Below are 18141 nucleotides of genomic sequence, written 5' to 3' on the forward strand. Positions count from 1 at the left end.
GGTATTTCCACGCTTTATTTTTCTTTTCATTACCTCTGGCAGGGCATTCCGGGATCGCCTTCTGCACCCGGAAGCATTTTTTCTCCCCGGATCCACGTTTCATCCACGCATACATATTTGACACATCGGCGGTTACCAAAGCTGTAGGCCGCATGGATTTTTCCGTCTTTTGACTGCATCATAACGGGATATTCATATCGGCGGTTATTGATATCATTAAATTCACCGACGAACCCTTCTCCCAGTTCAATGATACGTTTATAGGGCCATGTCTTCCCACCGTCATCTGAGATCGCAAAGGTAACCGGACAGCGCTGATTCGGCCAGACCGTCTTCGCTGTATCATCATTGAATTTTACCGGATTGTAAATAAGAGCCAGACTGCCGCTCTGTAATTTTATCGAAGAAATGGAAGAATTGTTATTGGGCAGGCAGGTTGGCACCGGACTCGTCCATGTATCCCCATAGTCTTCACTGTATGCAATATAGATGTGATCCGCAAAACGGCTTCTGAATAAAGCTGTCAATTTCCCCGGAGCCACTTCCATCAGATTGGCATGCACACGGCCGGCACTGTCTGGTATTTCTGTCTCCCGCCATGTCTTTCCCTCATCATCTGAAATCTGCACCACAGTGATATCACTGCCATTTCTCGACTCATCCGGAAAGCAGATCCAGTTTCCAAACACCCATCTTCCATTAGATAAAATCTGTATTTTCTGACGGCAGAAGGAACCCGGCCGGGAAAACATGGTCTCCGTAGGCCCCCAGGTATAGCCGTTGTCCTTAGATACTTTTCTCCGTATTTCGGCCGTATACTGCAGATTAAAATTCGGATTGTCATCGGGTGTCCGGGAAGTCTGTGCCGTATACATCAACCAGATTTCTCCTCCAGGTGTTAAAAAAAGAGAAGGATTCTGCTCTGACCGGGACGGATCATCCGAAACGATCTCTCCCACACTCCATCTGCTTGTCTCTGCCTTTAACCGGGACACGGCAATGCTGATGTCCGCATTTCCTTCATCACTCCCTGCAAACCAGCAGGCCAGCAAATCACCGTCAGGCAGTTCCAGAATATCTGCCGCATGCACACTGTCAAACTGGTTGGGAATCAGCGCCTCTATCGTATCCAGCAGATTATTGTGATACAGTCTGCCATCCTCTTCTAAACGGTTCAGTTCCACATATTCTCTCATAATTCACTCCTCACTCTCTAGCCTTTTACTGCCCCAATCATAATACCTTTTTTAAAGTATTTCTGAACAAACGGATATACCATTACGATCGGCAGCATCGATACAAATATGGCCGCAGCCTTCAAATTCTGCTGATTTAACGTAACGCCATTTAAAATAACGTTTTTAAAAGCCGTACTCGTTCCTGCATCCGCAATTACTACCTCTTTTAACACCTGCTGAATCACCTTAAAATTATCTGTTTTCAGATAAATCTGGGGAATCAGATATTGATTCCAAATAGATACCGCATAAAAGGTTCCTATGGTTGCCATAATTGTCTTCGACAGAGGAAAATACAGCCTGGTCAGAATCGTCCAGTCATTGGCCCCATCCACCACAGCAGCCTCCTCCAGCTCTCCCGGAATTCCTTCAATAAAGGTCTTTGTTATAATCAGGAACTGCGTATTGATGGCACCCGGAATAATCATGACCCATGGATTATCGATAAATCCCAGTTTATTATAAATGATATACTGCGGAATAATTCCGGCATCAAAGACCCATGTAACGATGAAGGCTCCCATCAGGAGATATCTGCCTTTCAGCCTGGGCCTGGAGAGCGCGTAAGCGGTCACATAGGTTGTCAGTATCGCAACAATTGTTCCTCCAAAAGTATACAGAAATGAGTTTCTAAGCCCGGTCCATACATGGAACTTTGTGCTTCCCATGATATATTTAAAGGCTTCTAAATTAAATCCCTTCGGGAGAAAGCTGACCTCTCCCCTCTGAAGATACGTTCCGTTGCTACATGCTACAAAAAAGACATACAGGAAAGGATAGATACAGATCACTGCTACCAGCAGCAGGATTATATTATTAATAATATCAAATACCTGCACTTTTTTTCTTTTCATGCTCCATTTCTCCTTTCCTAAAATAGTCTTGTCTCAGCAAATCTATCCGCCATTTTATTCACGAAACTAACCATGACAAAAGCAATCACAGATTTTAATATATTCACTGCCGTTCCGTAGCTGTAGTCCGGGAATCCCTTGGATTCAAAGGCGATTCTATATACGTAGGTCTGAATAACATCGGCCGTATCATATACACTGCTGTTGTACATCAAAAGAATACGATCCAGATTAACCGTGAAAATGTTTCCTACACTGATAATCAGCATGACTATAATGGAAGTAGAGATGCAGGGCAGTGTAATCCGTAACATTTTATCCCACCGGTTCGCGCCGTCCACTTCTGCTGCCTCATATAAAGAAGGATCGATATTCATCATAGCTGCAATATAAATAATTGCAGAGTAACCGAATGTCTGCCATATTTCCAAAATCACGTACAGTGGCCGGAACCAGCCTGGCTTGGCCATAAAATTAACGGAGCTGCCCCCCAGACTCCTGATGATGTTGTTCACAATTCCTGAGCTTGGAGAAAGGATCGTATAAAGGATACTGACCATGACTGCCGCTGATATAAAATAAGGAAGAAAGCTCAAAGACTGCACTGTAGACCGAACCCATTTCTGCCTGATCTCATTAAGAAACAGAGAGAAAATAATCGGGATTGGAAACACAACTACAATTGTCAGCACAGCCAGTATAATGGTGTTCATAAAAACCTTGGGAATATAGGGATCTGTGAAAATTCTTTTAAAATTATCCAGCCCTACCCACTTACTTCCCAAGATCCCCTGGAAAGCACTAAACTTTTCAAAGGCGATTACCATACCTCCAACAGGTCCTATTTTAAACAGGATAAGACTCAGAAGGCCGGGAAGCAGCAGCAGATATAAAATCCAGTTTCTCCTGATATCCTTTACAAACCTCTGTGAAAAACTCCCCTTTTTCCGCCGGGGCGGCAAAGCCGCCCCTCCTTTTTTCTTTCCAGCCATCCTGATCTCCTTTCCAAACTTAATTATCGAATGTTGCCCGATAAGCGTCCAGCTGAATCTCTTCAATCCTGGACAGTCCAAGACTGTTCATCTCATCCTGGAAGGCTTTCCATGTATCTGCATTGAATTCCTTATTTCCTGTGACAAAAGATACGATACCGGCAATTTCAGCATCAAAGACCGTTGCTACCAGATTGGATAATTCCTCTGTCTGTTCTGCTGTATATTTGATATTGTAGGACTCCATCATATTTTCTTCCGTATTAATCCTCTGTGCCGCTTCTGCAATCAAAGGAGAATTCCATGCAAAGAATGCCTCATTATCAACCGGCTTGCAAACGGTAAATCTATCACTTAAGAAAGACCATCTCTTCTCTCCTTCCGGAGTTGCCTCTTCCTTGGCATAATCAACGATAAACTTTTGGGAACCGTCGCCTTCTGTTTCGAAGCTTTCCCCTTCTACTCCATAATTCGCTAAGATAACGCCATCCTCACTGTAAAAATAATCAATAAAGGTAAGAATTGTTTTGATTTTCTCTTCACTGCACTGAGCATTGACAGCCGTAACACATTCTTCATTATATTTACAGCTGCTGGTCCCTTTTAATACTTTTCCATTTTCATCCTGGAACATGTTCATAACACCCATCTGATAATCCGGATCCGCATCTACGCCGCCGTTTGCCATAAACCATTCGGCTCTGTTGTAATAGTCGTATTCAAAGGTTCCATTTCCGTTGATCATTGCAGCTTCCCAGTCACCCTCCGTACGGGTATTGGCAGCAAACTCCGGATTGATCAGCCCTTCATCATACCAGGTTTTCATAGTCTCTACCATGGTATATGCCCTGTCATCCATAATATCCAACGAACCATCCTTCTGATGACCTACATATATTCCGTTGGATTCTTCCGACGATATATTGCTGGGGCAGCCGAACCATGCAGCAAAACGGATAGGATTTTCTCTGCCCTCCAGAGGATAGTAGTTCGGGTTGTCCTTTCCATAATGTGCTTTCAGCGTTCGCATGGCTTCTGTAAAATCTTGAACCGTCTTAATCGAATTTACATCAATGCCTGCTTTTTCGAGGTGATCGGCACGGTAAGCCAGATAATCCGTAAAAATAGGGGATTCCTTTACAAGTCCATAGATCGCTCCGTTCTCATCTGTGACCAGAGCTGCGTAATCCGGGTTGTCATCGATATACTTCTGCAAATTAGGCGCGTATTTTTTTATGTAAGGAGCAAGATCCACAAATGCCCCCTGCGGTCCATAAACATTGGTCTGTACCAGCTTGGTCATCACCGCATCCGGAAGAGTTTTGGAAATAATTCTCTGATCTACCTCCGCATACACGTCATTAAAGTCATCAGGTCCTTCCACATATTCTACATGAATTCCCGTATTTGCTTCTGCCGCGTCATACCATTTGAGTTCTTTGATCCAGTCTACATAGGTATTTCGCATAAACATGGTATAGCTGTTGCCGCCGTCGGCTGTATCCTTTCCATCATTTGATTTTTCAGTTACTGATTCTCCCCCCGTGTTTGCTGTACTCCCCTGCTGTTCCGCCGCCTTGCTTCCACAGCCAGCCAGCATTGTTCCCATCATTGCAACAGTCAAAATTACAGATACCATTTTCCTTCTCATTCTCGTTCCTCCTGGGATAATAATGTTGTTGATGTACTTTTTCGCCTGCCATCCGCGAATCTCACTGCATAATCGATCGCATTCAACAGGCTAAGTTCATTTGCAGTTCCGGTCCCGGCCTGATCAAAGGCCGTTCCATGATCCACGCTGGTCCTTATAATCGGAAGTCCCAGAGTGATATTCACTCCTTCCACCGCGTCCCATTTCTGTTCTTCCTGATTGTATACAAATCCGACGACCTTGAGTGGAATGTGGCCCTGATCGTGATACATGGCAACCACCACATCGTACCAGCCCCCCCGGGCTTTTGAAAATATGGTGTCGGCCGGTATCGGGCCCTCCGTATTGATGCCTTCCGCTCTCGCTTCCTCAACAGCCGGAATAATCTCTTCTATCTCTTCTCTTCCAAACAGTCCATTCTCACCGCAGTGAGGATTAAGGCCCGCGACTCCAATGCGCGGATTCCCGATTCCCATGTCCTTACACGCCTGTTCCGCAATCCGGATGACCTCTATAATCCGGTCTTTTTTCACGCGGTCACACGCCTCTCTCAAGGCTACATGGGTGGACACATGTACCACCCGCAGATTTTTATGTGCAAGCATCATCGTATATTTTTCGGTTCCGGTGAACTCCGCATAGATTTCCGTATGTCCGGAATAGTGACGTCCCGCCAGATTAAGCGCTTCCTTATTCAGGGCATTCGTCACGGTCGCATCCACCTCCCCGGCCATAGCCAGCCCGATGGCCTTTTTTACATACTGAAAGGCAGCTTCCCCCGCCACGGCGGACACCTTGCCGATGGCCAGCGTCTCCGTATCCACGTTCTTCATGTCTATGACATCGATACAGCCGGGACGGTACTCTCCTTCAGACGGATTTTCAATTCCATTGATCCGGATCGACCGTCTGCCGACTATCTGTGCCGCGTTCTTCAGGACACGGACATCTCCAATCACCAAAGGGCGGCATTTTTCACTGACCGGGTGATCCGCCAGTGCTTTCACTGTTATCTCCGGACCGATTCCAGCCGGATCACCGAGTGTTATGCCAATTAATGGTCTCATAGTTTCGTTCCTTTCTACTCCATTCCAGCTTCTCGGTTTTCATCGATTACACGTCTTATGGCCTCCAGTCCCTCCGGGGAGATTCGGTCAAACGGTGCGCGGCATTTACCGACGGGATACCCCAGCATTGCAACCGCGGTTTTTACGATTGTATTGGGATTTCCGTATTTGAAGCAATCCCGGAAGGAACGAATGGAGTCCTGAGCCTCTCTCGCTCCCTCTAAATCTCCCTGCATAAACCGCTCATAGATGGCCGTCATCGTCCCCGGATAGACATTGGCACATCCTGCGATACCTCCGCCGCCTCCTGCAAGCAGGTTCCAGTATATCAGGGAATCATTGCCGGAAAGCACCGTGAAGTCCTTCCCCCTCGTTCGCTCCAGATACTGGAGCATATTGTCAAAGCTGCCGCTGGAATCCTTGGCTCCTGCAATGTTGTCGACCTCGGACAGCCGCTCTACCAGAGCCGGAGAAAGGCTGTTGCCCGTTCTTGCCGGAATGTTATAGAGGACCACCGGGATTTTTACAGCCTTTGCCACCGCACAGTAATGTTCATACAGCTCTTCATCGGACGCTTTGGCAAACCACGGCGTAATCACAGACAGGACATCTGCCCCCAGTGACTCCGCCATCCGGCACATCCGGATCGTATCCTTCGTCCCGATGCATCCGCTTCCCGCATAGACGGGAACCCGTCCGTCCGTTTCCTGGATTACGATGGACAGAACCCGCTCCTTTTCCTTTTCAGTCAATATGTAGCCTTCTCCGTTTGTTCCGAACGGAAACAGTCCGTGTACCCCCGCCTCGATCAGGCGGTTCACCTGCCGTCTCAGTTCCGGTTCATTGATGGATTCATCCTCATTCATCGGAGTGATGATGGGAGGAATAATACCTTTCAGGACAGTCATCAAATTTCCCCTCTCTCGTATCAAGTGCCTCCCGGCGTATTTACGCCGGGAGGTACTAGTCTGCCGCGCCCCATTCTATCCATGCATTACTTCTAAATACAGTCTGCGGGCATCCTCGTGTGTTATCTCTCTCTTATTATTATTCAGCAGCCGTTTTACATCCATTCCGGCATTCACCAGCTCTTCCAACGCATCCGTCCCAATCCCGAATGTCGACAGAGAGGACGGTATTTCCAGCCGCCGGATAATTTCCTCCATGCGTTTCAGGAGCCTGTCCGCCTTTTCCTCGTCTGTTATCTGCAGCTCTTTTCCAACAACCGTATCATACAGTTCTGCAAATTCCTTCAGACAAGCCGATTTATTAAACCGCATAACCGGGAGCAGCAGCATGGCATTGGAAACACCGTGGGGGATATGATACTTTCCTCCCAGCGGATAGGACAGGGCATGTACCGCGGTGGTCCCCGATGAGGAAATCGCAGCGCCCGCGTAAAATGCGGCAATTAACATATTTGTCTTTGCTTCTTCCGCCTCTGGATCTTCACAAGCCGCCTCGATATTGTCAAAAATCAGTTTTGCGGCCTCCTTCGCAAACAAGTTGCTGAAAGGGTTCGCTTTATTCGAAGTAAAGCATTCCACCGCGTGCGCCATTGCGTCGACTCCCGTAGCTGCCGCGATCTTCCTGGGAAGATTCTTTAAAAGGCTGCCATCCAGAATCACGTAATCCGGGATCATCTCCGGGTTCACGATACCGACCTTCAACTGCTTTTCCGGCACTGCCACAATGCTGTTCATCGTAGCCTCAGAACCGGTTCCTGCTGTCGTTGGAATCATGAGCGTTGGAACACACTTTCTTCCAAGCCCCGGATCTTCCAGCAGCTGTCTGACTGTCAGAGAACCGTCGGCCGTAATGGAAGCCAGTTTTGCCACATCCATGACGCTTCCTCCACCTGCGGCCACGATGAAATCGGCGCCTGTCCGGCGAAAGCGTTCCATTACCTGCTCCGCCTCGTCACAATTCGGTTCGGCAGGCAGATCTGTGATCACCACCGTCTCTACCCCGGCCTCATTTAAAATTTCCAGCGGAATCTTTAACAGACCGGCCTGTTCCACTCCCCGATCCGTAAACAGGGCTGCTTTCTTAAATCTTCCTTCCGTAATTTCTCTGATCTTACGGAGTGCTCCCCGGCCGCTGTAGACAGCTCCCGGCATTGTAATTGAATAATGATCCGGCATTTTTTCTTCCTCCCCCTAAAACGCTGTGTTTCACCAGTTGTTCCACTTCCATTAAAAGCTCCCGATCCCCAAAACCGCCCGACTTCGAGATGATCCACTGATCTTTTCCTTCCGTCCGTATTGAGGACAGGACCGTTCCCTGCTCCAGTTCCTGGTAAATGGTGATCTCGCCGCAGCACATCTCGGTGATAAATCCCGCCAGCGTGTCTCCGCCAATAATCATGAAGGTGGCGTCCAGCCCCATCTCCAGAAGCTGCTTTAAGATCTCTCCCAGCGTCTTTGAGATCGTCACCCGCGCTTCCTCCAGCGGAATGTGGTTCTCCCTCCGGTATTCCGTCACCTTTTTCGTGTCGGAAATCCCCGTTTCGATCACACAGGTGATTCCTGCTTCACAATCCTGCTTCAGACCGTACAGCCATCTCTTTCCTTCCTCAGAGCTTAAGTATCCTGGAGTAAACTGCTGGTCCGGAGTCATGGTAATCCGCTTCATGCCGTTCTGTTCCGCATATTCAATCTGTCTCTTTGTAATTTCATTTATGCTTCCGCAGATAATGATCATCCTATCTGTTATAACAGGAATTTCCATCTTACGTATTTCCAATTTCAGGAAATCTCCCAGCACCGATGCAAAACCAGCGCAGCCAGCCATGACGCCCAGACACTTCTGTTTCATCAAATCCTCTGTGATCTTTTTTATCTGCGCTTCACTCGACGCATCAAAGATTCCAATCTCCTTACCCCTGCCTCTCTCGTAGTGTCCACTTTCCTGATACAATACGGTTTTTACTGATACACCGCAAAACAACGCTTCCACGCTGGGCGATACCACCGGTTCAAAAGGATCGCGTCCGAATACGCTCTCGTGAATAGGAACCCCTTCCACATAATGGACTCCGCCGACTGTGATCCGGTCCATGGCCGGCAGCGCCGGGATAAACGTAAGATACTGTTCTCCGCTGGCCAGGAGTGCTGCTTCCAGCTCTTTTCCGATGTTTCCTCTGAGTCCGGAATCCGTTTTCTTATAAATATAAGGAACTCCCGCATCCCCCGCCCTCTTTACCACATCGAAAACCTTCCGGTACGCTTCCTGGCCCTCCAAATGTCTTGTCTGTGCATCGATCACCAGCACTTCCGCCTGTAGCCGTTTCAGTGTCTCCTCGTCCTCAGGAAAATAATTCAGGACTTTCGTCGTCATTCCTTTCCCGGCAAACTGCACTCCGGTATCAAGGGCTCCTGTAAAATCGTCTGCAATTACAAGAAGTTTTATCATTTTGTCTACCCACCTATTATTGTTTCATTATTGAACATTCTTTTTCCTATGGTTTCTTGTTTTTCCCTTCGTTTGTTTAATAATACCAATTAAAACCGAACTATTCAAGAATTCTACTGCTATTTTTTCAATTAATATTGTTTTATTTTGAAACATTATAGTTATATATTGTTTTTTATTATTTACTATGCTATATTTGTTTTAAATAGAAACACTTTAATCAGAAATATTTCATTTTGGGGAAAGGCAGGAGTTTTTAATGGATAAAAAAACAAAGATACTGGGAATCGCACCGTATGAGGGTATGAAAGCGCTGATGATGCGTCTGGCCGGACAGCGGGATGATATCGATCTGACTGTGTACGTCGGCGATCTGGAGGCTGGGGCCGAGATTGCTTCCAGGCACACTTTCCAGGATTACGATGTTATCTTATCCCGGGGCGGCACCGCCGAAATGATTTCTTCCATTTCCCCGATTCCTGTAGTGGAGATTCAGCTCTCTGTATACGATATTCTCCGCGCCATCAAACTGGCGGAAAACAACAACGACCGCTATGCAATCGTCGGCTTCCCCGGTATCACCAAAAATGCCCGTTTTCTATGTGATTTATTGCAGTATACCATTGACATCTACACCATCCATAATCCGGAAGAAGTAAATGACACGCTCACCCGCCTGACCACAGCCGGATACCGCATGGTTTTATGTGATGTTGTGACGAATTCCCATGCCCAGAGACTGGGGATGCGCTCAATCCTCTTTACTTCCGGTTCGGAAAGTATCGAGGCGGCATTCGATCAGGCCGTCAAAACAGCCGGTACGTACCAGGCCCTGATTTCCAAGGCTGAATTTTTCCGGACGCTTCTGGAGGATTATCCGTATTATGTGTTTGTCTACAGTGAAAAGGAAGAGCTGATCTATACCTCAAAAGAACATAATTTTTCACCGGCCGTGATGACCGCCATGAAAAACTATGTGACGGAAATTCTTTCCGAGAACAGCAAGAAATTTTACAGAGATGAAGGCGATCTGCTGGTTGCCATCAAGGGAGTCAGAAAACTGATTTACAAGCAGACTTACGTTGTCTATTACGTCAACACCCGGAAAGTCCCTCTGTCTCTCATCAAAAATGGAGTCCGCTATATCGACAGGAGCCAGGCTCTGGAACAGTTTTATTCCAGCTTCTACGGCCTCACCAACCCATCCGGAACCTATACGCCTTCTCTGGACCAGATGAATCAGACCGGTGCTCCCGTCATGATTCTCGGGGAAGACGGTACAGGAAAAGAAGAGATGGCTGCCTTTATCTATTCCCAAAGCAAATTTCAAAATAAGCCAATGGCGATTATCGACTGTTCCCGTATTACGGATAAGAGCTGGCAGTTTCTTACCGGGCACACCAACTCTCCATTCAGCGATACGGATACCACCATCTATATCCGTGAACTGGAGTTTCTGTCTGACCAGCAGTTTAAAGAGCTGTTTTCCATCATTCGGGATTTGAATCTGCACCGGCAGAACCACATGATCTTTTCCTGCACCACACGGGAAGGCGAGGAACTGAATCAGAATTCCCAGCTTCTCATGAATCACTTTAACTGCCTGTCCTTCACCCTCCGGCCGCTCCGGGCTAACAAGGACGAGATCCCGGATCTTGCCAACTTATATATCAGTAATTTAAACATGCAGCTGGCCCGGGAAATCGTCGGTCTGGAACCGGAAGCCGTCTCCCTTTTGAAAGAATACGGCTGGCCCGGCAATTATAATCAGTTCAAACGAATCATGACGGAGCTGTTTGCCATAACAGATACGTCCTACATCAGAGCCGCCTCAGTTTCCAGGCTTCTGCTCAGAGAACAGCCCGCCATCATCTCCGGCGACGGCATTCCTCTCGATTTAAACCGGACCCTGGAAGAAATAAATCTGGATATCGTGCGCCACGTTCTCTCCGAAGAAAAAGGCAACCAGAGCCAGGCCGCCAAACGGCTGGGAATCAGCAGAACCACGTTGTGGCGGATGCTGCAGAATATTGTGTGAATCCGCCGTTTAAAGAACGCTCTGACTGCACATCAGGTTTTATTTTACTGGTTACAGATCTGTCAAAAACGGTTATTTGGGGTATTTTATGTAAAACACAACAAAACAACCTTATTAATAATGAAAAAAAGATAATTTTTGACGATAAAAGTAAAAATTCAATTATATCTCCTTGGCAATTTTTCCCTTATACTGGTGAGACAAAGGTGTCACCTCTCATCTCTTTTGCTTATTGATTGAGAAGGCGACACGATCAAAGGAGGTCGTTTATGAGAAAGTACAGGCAAACGAGACGGTACAGGTCCAGGGCTGCGGCATTATTTCTGACTGCTGCCATGGTTGTACAGGCAGGGGCTCCGGCTATGGCGGCACCATGGTATGGTGAGATGATGTCCGCCGAATCGGTAACAGGTTCCGGCAGAAAAGCGAGTCCGTCTGAGGCGGACAGAGAGGATGACGGGACGAAAGCGACGCCGTCTGAGGCTGGTAAAGCTGAGAAGGCGACGCTGAGCAATGCGAAGAAGAACAGCAGCATTCTTCCTAATGGCAGTTTTGAGGAGACATCGGTTACAAATGCAGGATGGAAATGGATATGGAAGGATAGTATTATACCGGCGGGATGGGGGACATGGGCCGCGACACCGGGAAATCAAAAAATATTATATGAAATTGTAATTGATAAAGATAATGCGAAAGAGGGGAACAACTATTTACGTATTAATTCCGGGGATAAAACCTCCCGGATTAGTATTAATTATCCAAAGCTTCCTGTTGATCCAACCTCGGAGTATCAGTGTACGTTTTGGTTAAAGGCTGAGAATCTTCAGGTTACTTCTTCCAAGACATCTGGACTTTTTGTAAGACTGTCACGTGTCAAAAAAGACGATGGTAAAACTGAACTTAATGTTGAGCTGCCCCCCATCAAAAAAGATACCGACGGCTGGGTACAGTACAGTCTCGTAACCAAAGGCCTCCCGTCTTCTAATACGAACGGATTACAGATTGATATTTTCTCAGAATATATGTCAGGTGAAATCTGGATAGATGATGTGCAGATTGTACCGCTCTACAGCCTGAGTCTGGACAAAAAAGATGTATCAATATTTACTGGAGCTACCTTGCAGTTGGAGGCTGTCTTAACCGAAGGAATCGATGAGGAAATCACCTGGTACTCCAAAAATCCTGAAATTGCAAGTGTTGACGAAAACGGATTGGTAACCGCTCATAAGATGGGTCTCACAGAGATCGTTGCCCAGACAGATGAACTCCATGAGGCTGTATGCAGAGTCTCCGTAGAAGACGCCGATCTTCGCCCATACTATAAGCCGATCCGTGAGAACTGGAGAGACCGTCTGACCGGCAACAATATGGAAGATACCGAAGACGAAGTCTATCAGGCCATGATGGCTGATTTGACCGAGACCGCGCAGGAGAATTGGGACTCCATGAAAAAAGGTGGAAATGACAGAGACCTCCTGTGGGATGACATTGATTTTACATACCGGAAACAGAATGTCGCAACCAATGTAACAGAAGGTCTGGGAACCGGCTTTTCCCGGATTGAACAGATGGCTACCGCTTACAGCGCAAAAGGGAGCGTTTTGTACCAGAACGAGGATTTGAAGGAGGATATAATCGGCGCTCTGGAATGGGTATACGCAACCATGTACAACGACAATATGGATGTAACAAAAGATCTCTACGGAAACTGGTGGCACTGGTTTATCGGAATGCCTCAGAGCCTGTGCAATACGGTTATCCTGATGTATGACGATCTTGACCCGGAATTCATCGAACGGGAAGCCAAAACGCTAGAAACCTTTAACGAAGACCCCAAATACCGGTATCATACGGTCTACGGCAGTAAGGTTCAGCTTGATGCGGCAAACATAGTTGATACCTCTCTCGTATCCGCCCTCCGCTCTTCCATCGGAGAAACCGCCAAACCGATGAACATGGCAATGGAATCACTGATGAAAACCATTGGCTTTACGAGCGAAGGAAACGGATACTATGAAGACGGTTCCTATATCGACCATGAAAATCTGGCCTACAACGGTGGATACGGCTCCACGCTGTTAGGGAGTATGGAGAAACTTCTCTTTATCACCGCTGGCAGTCCATGGGAAGTGGATTCCGATAAACTGACCAGTATATTTCAATGGATCTGGAATGGCATCCGGCCTCTTTATGCCGATGGAGCCATGATGGATATGACAACAGGACGCGGCGTCGCAAGGCCATCTACCAATGAACACACGGTAGGAAAAGGCCTGTTAAAGCATATTTCTCACCTGATGAGCATTGCGCCGGAGGACGAAAGGAATGCATTGCGCACCTTCGCCCGCACAGAGATTCTGGCTGGCATGGAATACAAGAAAGACTATTTTACCGGTATGACCGTTGCCGACATGGCTGCCATGAAAAATATTATAACGGATGATTCCTTAGGCGAGGATGACGAAATTTACCACAAGAATTTTGGAGTCATGGACAAGGCTGTATACCACGGTGAAAATTTTGATCTGGGCATCAGCATGTATTCCAAACGAACCGGCAATTTCGAGTACGGCAACAAAGAAAATAAGAAAGGCTGGCATATGAGCGATGGCGCCCTCTACTTATATAATGGAGACCAGGCACACTATGCGGACGTTTACTGGCCTACCGTCGACCCTCACCGTCTGGCAGGCATCACCACAGATCACACAGAAGGGTTTATTCCATCCGACGACAGTTGGAAGCCTCACACCAGCACGAAAAACTGGGCAGGCGGATCTTCCGTCTTGAACCAGTACGGGTCTGTAGGCATGGATTTTGAAGGGGAGCTCCCCACTGGAGACATCTCCTCACTAAAAGCAAAAAAATCCTGGTTCACATTCCCGAACGGCGTAGCCGCCCTGGGAGCAGGGATTACCTCCAAGGAAGACAAGGCCACCGAAACAATTGTAGATAACCGGAAGGCAATGAAAGACGCCGCCAATACCGTATGGGTAGACGGAAAAGAGGCGGAACTCACCGTTGGCGATTCTGCTGTCATGCCTGCAAGCTGGGCGCTTCTGGAAGGAAATAACGGCAAACAGCAGAACATCGGATACTATTTCCCGGAAGAAACCGAGATTTCGGTGCTGAAGGAGACCAGAACCGGTAACTGGAAAGATATTAACGGAGCAATCACAGCAGGAAGCGCAAACGACTACGAGATTACCAGAAGCTACATCAGTTTTGCCGTGGATCATGGAACCAATCCGCAGAACGAAACGTACAGCTACGTCCTTCTGCCCGGCAGAACTCCGGACGAAATGGCTGAGTTTTCCGAAAATCCGGAAGTAACAATTCTCGCCAACACCCCGGAGGTACAGGCTGTAGGGAATACGAAATACGGAGTCAGCGGCTATAATTTCTGGACCGCCTGTGACCCGGAAGACCTTCCGGTTTCCGCGAAGACGCCCGCCTCCGTTACTCTCGCAGAAGAAAATGGCCTTATCACCGCCGGAATCTCCAACCCGACCCAAAACGGCAAAGATACCATCATTGTACTGAACAGCCTCTATGAAACGGTTGAGGCAGAGGACGGCGTGACCGCAGCCCTGCAAAACGGTAAAACCATTATCACCATAGAAGGCGCAAAAGATTTGGGAAAAACGTATACCATCGTTCTGGAAAGCCTGGACAAGAAACTGGCACACTGGCAAAGCGAGATCGAAAGTGCCACAAGGGCAGAAAAGTCAAATGTAGAAATGATATTAAAGGAAGTACAGGCTCTCGACACCGCACACTTTAATGAGGAACAGACTCTGCTCATCACCTCAGTCATCGAAGCTGCAAAAGAAAAGCTGGCGCTGATGGATTCTGCCGATGAAATTATGGTTCCAATCACTGGTATTGATGAAGTGACTTATGAAAATGCCGACGCGGTCGAAGAACTTCTGAAAAAATACGAGAATCTGACCGAAGAAGAAAAATCCGTTTTAAGCGAATCCGATCAGGCAAAAATCAGGGAACTCCTGGCAGGCTTTCAGAAGGAAGAGATTAACACGACGGCTGACGGTATAACGGTAAAGGCCGCAAACGGCACAATGGATGTGCGTACCCTCTTCCTCCTGACCAACGAATCCGATTCCATCGGAATTTTCCAGGAATCACTGTCCGGGACCGCGGCGCTCCTGACCTTATTCAGACCAGAACTCCTTTTAAAAGGCAAAAACTTAAGCCTGAATGACCATCCGGTGCGCGTCACCGCAAAAGCACCCGCCATAGAATCCGGTCAGAAAGGAACCCTGAAACTGTACCGTTTCGTTCCAGCCGCAAAAGCACAGGCTGCGGCCGCTCCTGAGGAGGTCACCTATACCACAAACCATGACGGCACAATTACTTTTGAAATAAACCGTGATGCCATCTATGGATTTGCGCTGGACAAAGACATGGCTCCTGAACCGGAACCCGATCCAGATCCGCAACCGGATCCTGTGCCTGATTCCAAACCGTCAAATGACCGGGATACTTCCACTTCTAATGTATCCGACGGTACATGGATTCTGGATACAAACGGCTGGTGGTTTAAACAATACAACGGCACCTGGCCGTCGTCTCAGTGGAAATGGATCAAGGGCTGCTGGTACCATTTCAACGAATCCGGCTACATGCAGACCGGCTGGATTCTGGATCAGAACCTCTGGTACTATCTGAAGCCCGACGGCAGCATGGCCGCCGATGAATGGATTTTTTACAGGGACCGGTGGTACTATTTTAACCGCAGCGGCGAAATGGCGGCAAACACCTCCGTAACATGGAAAAACGTCGTTTACCATCTGGGAGCGGATGGGGCAATGGCAGAATAAAAACAACACAAAAATCCCCTGGAGCAAAATAACCCGCTCCAGGGGATTTTCCTCAGCTATCTTCCTCCGCCGTCTTCCCCAGTCATACAAGCCGCAATCCTGTCCACTTCCATCTTCGGCGTCCTGTCCGCATACAGCAGTCCGTTGGTCTCCTGTTCCACGTCAGTCAGCTGGGTATAGCAGAAACCGGCCAGACCTCCGATCCGGTTCACCGCGCCGGTCAGTTTCGACAAGCGCTCCGCAAATGCTTCCGGCCCTGCCGCCTTCTCGTTATATCCCCAGGATTCCGTCTTCCCATCTTCCATGGCGATCCCGCCGAACTCCGACAGAAATACCGGCTCACCGCCATAGCTGCGGCCTTCACTCAACACCATTTTTCCAACCGCAGTCCATCCCATCAGTGCTTCCATGTCGCGGAACTTCTCTGCCAGGACTTCTCCGTCGCTCTCATAATCATGGATCCCCACAAAATCGGCCTTTACAGCTTCCCATCCATCATTCGTGCTGACGAGCCGGTATGGATCCAGGGCCTTCGTATAGTGGTAGAAGGTCTCGGCAAAATGCTGCTGCTCCTGATCAAACAGGACGTTTCTGATTCCCCAGCTCTCATTGAACGGAACCCACGTAATGATGCAGGGATGATTGCAGTCTCTCGCTATTACCTCTCCATACTCATGCAGCAGCGCGCCCATACCTTCCCGGCAGAACTCATAATTGGACGGCATCTCCTCCCACACGAGAATTCCCATATGATCCGCCAGATACAGGAAAACCGGATCCTCGATTTTCTGGTGCTTCCGCACGCCGTTAAAGCCCATGGCGCGAACCATCTCCAGATCCTTAAGAAACGCCTCGCCATCCGGCGGCGTCATGAGGCTGTCCGGCCAGTATCCCTGGTCGAGAACCAGGCGCTGGTACAGAGGAAAGTGGTTAAGTAAAACGTGATTCTCCTTCACCTCGATGGTACGCATCCCAAAATACGTCTCCACCCGGTCACAAGCAGATGCCCCTTCCAGATATTCAAGCTCCAGATCATAAAGCACCGGCTTTTCCGGACTCCAGAGATGAACGGTATTGTCTATGGGATCTTCCTGACGCACGGCTATGATAAATTCAGGACGCTTTCCCTTTACCGCCACGACACCCGTTCCAATTTCCCCGCCTTCAAACTTTAATTTCCATCGCACCTCTCCGCAGGCATCAGGTTCCGCAAAGCTGATTTTCACTCTCACCTCACCCTGATCCGGCAGCGGAATCAGCCGGACATGTTCCATACGGCGCGGTCCCGTAATCTCCATCCAGACGTTCTGCCATATTCCGCTGGTCGCCGTATACCAGCAGCGGTCTGTCTCGATATTCCAGTGCTGTTTTCCCCGGGGCTGGGCTGTATCATAGCTGTCACGGCACATAACTGTAACTCTCGCCGTTTTGTCCGTCCGGCTTACAAACGGTGTCATTTCCACGGAAAACGGCGTGTGTCCGCCCCTATGGCCTCCTGCCCACCGGCCATTGATCCATACAACCGCTTCATAATCCACGGCCCCGAAATTCAGCCACAGCCTGGCATCCTCCGCCTGCTCTTCCCATGTAAATTCCCGCTCATACCACAAGCATGGGTGCCCTTCCGTTTCCCCAATACCGCTTTTCCGGCTCTGGTAGCAGAAAGGCACCGTAATTTCACGCTCATAGGCATGGCCGTTCTGCCAACCTTCCCGTATACCGATGTTTTCATCGTCAAATGCAAATTTCCAGGCTCCATTCAGGCTCTTCCAGCCCCTCCGGTAAAAGTCCGGCCTTGGGCTGGCCATTTTTTCTCTGTCAATCATTGTGATTCTCCTCTATCTCATTTTCGTAACAGTTCAGCCTCCGCTTCCGGCTGCTGCCGTCTGGTCCGGCGCTCCTGTTTCCCGGATCTTTCCAGTTCCGGTTTCGGGCATAAGCATTTCTAAACGTGCAGGATTTTTCTAAAAGCCAGTGAAAATCCCCAAACTCGCTGCGCTCAGACAGGTGGGGATTTCCCCTGAACGAAAAATTCTGCGCGTTAAG

The 18141-nt window shown here is 48.3% G+C and carries 12 protein-coding genes; 3 read left to right on the plus strand and 9 right to left on the minus strand.

Annotated features, from left to right (window positions below):
• Positions 1 to 29: 29 nt before the first annotated feature.
• The 8 genes from DFR60_RS01540 to DFR60_RS01575 all read right to left on the minus strand — a co-directional run bounded on the left by DFR60_RS01540 (position 30) and on the right by DFR60_RS01575 (position 9216).
• Positions 30 to 1196, minus strand: a complete 1167-nt coding sequence (locus DFR60_RS01540) for a sialidase family protein (protein ID WP_110321304.1) — start codon at positions 1194 to 1196, stop codon at positions 30 to 32.
• A 17-nt stretch (positions 1197 to 1213) separates the two neighbouring features.
• Complete coding sequence (locus DFR60_RS01545) at positions 1214 to 2092, minus strand: carbohydrate ABC transporter permease (RefSeq protein WP_110321305.1); 879 nt, start codon at positions 2090 to 2092, stop codon at positions 1214 to 1216.
• Between the two features lie 17 nt (positions 2093 to 2109).
• Entirely contained in the window at positions 2110 to 3084 is a 975-nt protein-coding gene (locus DFR60_RS01550) for an ABC transporter permease (protein WP_110321306.1), read from the minus strand.
• A gap of 19 nt (positions 3085 to 3103) precedes the next feature.
• Positions 3104 to 4735 carry a type 2 periplasmic-binding domain-containing protein gene (locus tag DFR60_RS01555; RefSeq protein WP_110321307.1) on the minus strand — a complete coding sequence of 544 codons (1632 nt, stop codon included), beginning with the start codon at positions 4733 to 4735 and terminating at the stop codon, positions 3104 to 3106.
• Positions 4732 to 5802 (minus strand): 4-hydroxythreonine-4-phosphate dehydrogenase PdxA, encoded by a 1071-nt coding sequence (gene pdxA, locus DFR60_RS01560; RefSeq protein ID WP_110321308.1) that lies wholly within the window; start codon positions 5800 to 5802, stop codon positions 4732 to 4734. Before pdxA ends, DFR60_RS01555 begins: the two co-directional genes overlap by 4 nt.
• 14 nt (positions 5803 to 5816) lie before the next feature.
• Entirely contained in the window at positions 5817 to 6710 is an 894-nt protein-coding gene (gene dapA / locus DFR60_RS01565; RefSeq protein ID WP_110321309.1) for a 4-hydroxy-tetrahydrodipicolinate synthase, read from the minus strand.
• A gap of 75 nt (positions 6711 to 6785) precedes the next feature.
• Entirely contained in the window at positions 6786 to 7946 is a 1161-nt protein-coding gene (locus DFR60_RS01570) for an iron-containing alcohol dehydrogenase (RefSeq protein WP_110321310.1), read from the minus strand.
• Positions 7882 to 9216 (minus strand): four-carbon acid sugar kinase family protein, encoded by a 1335-nt coding sequence (locus tag DFR60_RS01575; RefSeq protein ID WP_110321311.1) that lies wholly within the window; start codon positions 9214 to 9216, stop codon positions 7882 to 7884. Before DFR60_RS01575 ends, DFR60_RS01570 begins: the two co-directional genes overlap by 65 nt.
• Positions 9217 to 9475: 259 nt before the next feature.
• Here DFR60_RS01575 and DFR60_RS01580 point away from each other — a divergent pair, with 259 nt between their 5' ends.
• Genes DFR60_RS01580 through DFR60_RS01585 form a run of 3 tightly spaced genes read left to right on the plus strand, consistent with a single transcriptional unit; the run spans position 9476 to position 16095 of the window.
• Positions 9476 to 11254 (plus strand): sigma-54-dependent transcriptional regulator, encoded by a 1779-nt coding sequence (locus DFR60_RS01580; RefSeq protein ID WP_110321312.1) that lies wholly within the window; start codon positions 9476 to 9478, stop codon positions 11252 to 11254.
• Positions 11227 to 11490 carry a hypothetical protein gene (locus DFR60_RS30130; RefSeq protein WP_146218570.1) on the plus strand — a complete coding sequence of 88 codons (264 nt, stop codon included), beginning with the start codon at positions 11227 to 11229 and terminating at the stop codon, positions 11488 to 11490. The genes DFR60_RS01580 and DFR60_RS30130 overlap by 28 nt, the downstream gene beginning before the upstream one ends.
• 33 nt (positions 11491 to 11523) lie before the next feature.
• Positions 11524 to 16095, plus strand: a complete 4572-nt coding sequence (locus DFR60_RS01585; protein WP_110321313.1) for a polysaccharide lyase family 8 super-sandwich domain-containing protein — start codon at positions 11524 to 11526, stop codon at positions 16093 to 16095.
• 56 nt (positions 16096 to 16151) lie between these two features.
• Here the strand turns inward: DFR60_RS01585 and DFR60_RS01590 are convergent, their stop codons facing one another.
• On the minus strand, positions 16152 to 17921 hold the full coding sequence (locus tag DFR60_RS01590) for a glycoside hydrolase family 2 protein (RefSeq protein WP_110321314.1): 1770 nt from the start codon (positions 17919 to 17921) through the stop codon (positions 16152 to 16154).
• Positions 17922 to 18141 lie beyond the last annotated feature (220 nt).

Origin of the sequence: Hungatella effluvii (assembly GCF_003201875.1) — a bacterium.
Taxonomy (GTDB): domain Bacteria; phylum Bacillota; class Clostridia; order Lachnospirales; family Lachnospiraceae; genus Hungatella; species Hungatella effluvii.

Bases quoted from the DNA above. Each gene is read 5' to 3' on its own strand.
- DFR60_RS01540 (WP_110321304.1), bottom strand. From the start codon at position 1,196: ATGAGAGAATATGTGGAACTGAACCGTTTAGAAGAGGATGGCAGACTG.
- DFR60_RS01545 (WP_110321305.1), bottom strand. From the start codon at position 2,092: ATGAAAAGAAAAAAAGTGCAGGTATTTGATATTATTAATAATATAATC.
- DFR60_RS01550 (WP_110321306.1), bottom strand. From the start codon at position 3,084: ATGGCTGGAAAGAAAAAAGGAGGGGCGGCTTTGCCGCCCCGGCGGAAA.
- DFR60_RS01555 (WP_110321307.1), bottom strand. From the start codon at position 4,735: ATGAGAAGGAAAATGGTATCTGTAATTTTGACTGTTGCAATGATGGGA.
- pdxA (WP_110321308.1), bottom strand. From the start codon at position 5,802: ATGAGACCATTAATTGGCATAACACTCGGTGATCCGGCTGGAATCGGT.
- dapA (WP_110321309.1), bottom strand. From the start codon at position 6,710: ATGACTGTCCTGAAAGGTATTATTCCTCCCATCATCACTCCGATGAAT.
- DFR60_RS01570 (WP_110321310.1), bottom strand. From the start codon at position 7,946: ATGCCGGATCATTATTCAATTACAATGCCGGGAGCTGTCTACAGCGGC.
- DFR60_RS01575 (WP_110321311.1), bottom strand. From the start codon at position 9,216: ATGATAAAACTTCTTGTAATTGCAGACGATTTTACAGGAGCCCTTGAT.
- DFR60_RS01580 (WP_110321312.1), top strand. From the start codon at position 9,476: ATGGATAAAAAAACAAAGATACTGGGAATCGCACCGTATGAGGGTATG.
- DFR60_RS01585 (WP_110321313.1), top strand. From the start codon at position 11,524: ATGAGAAAGTACAGGCAAACGAGACGGTACAGGTCCAGGGCTGCGGCA.
- DFR60_RS01590 (WP_110321314.1), bottom strand. From the start codon at position 17,921: ATGATTGACAGAGAAAAAATGGCCAGCCCAAGGCCGGACTTTTACCGG.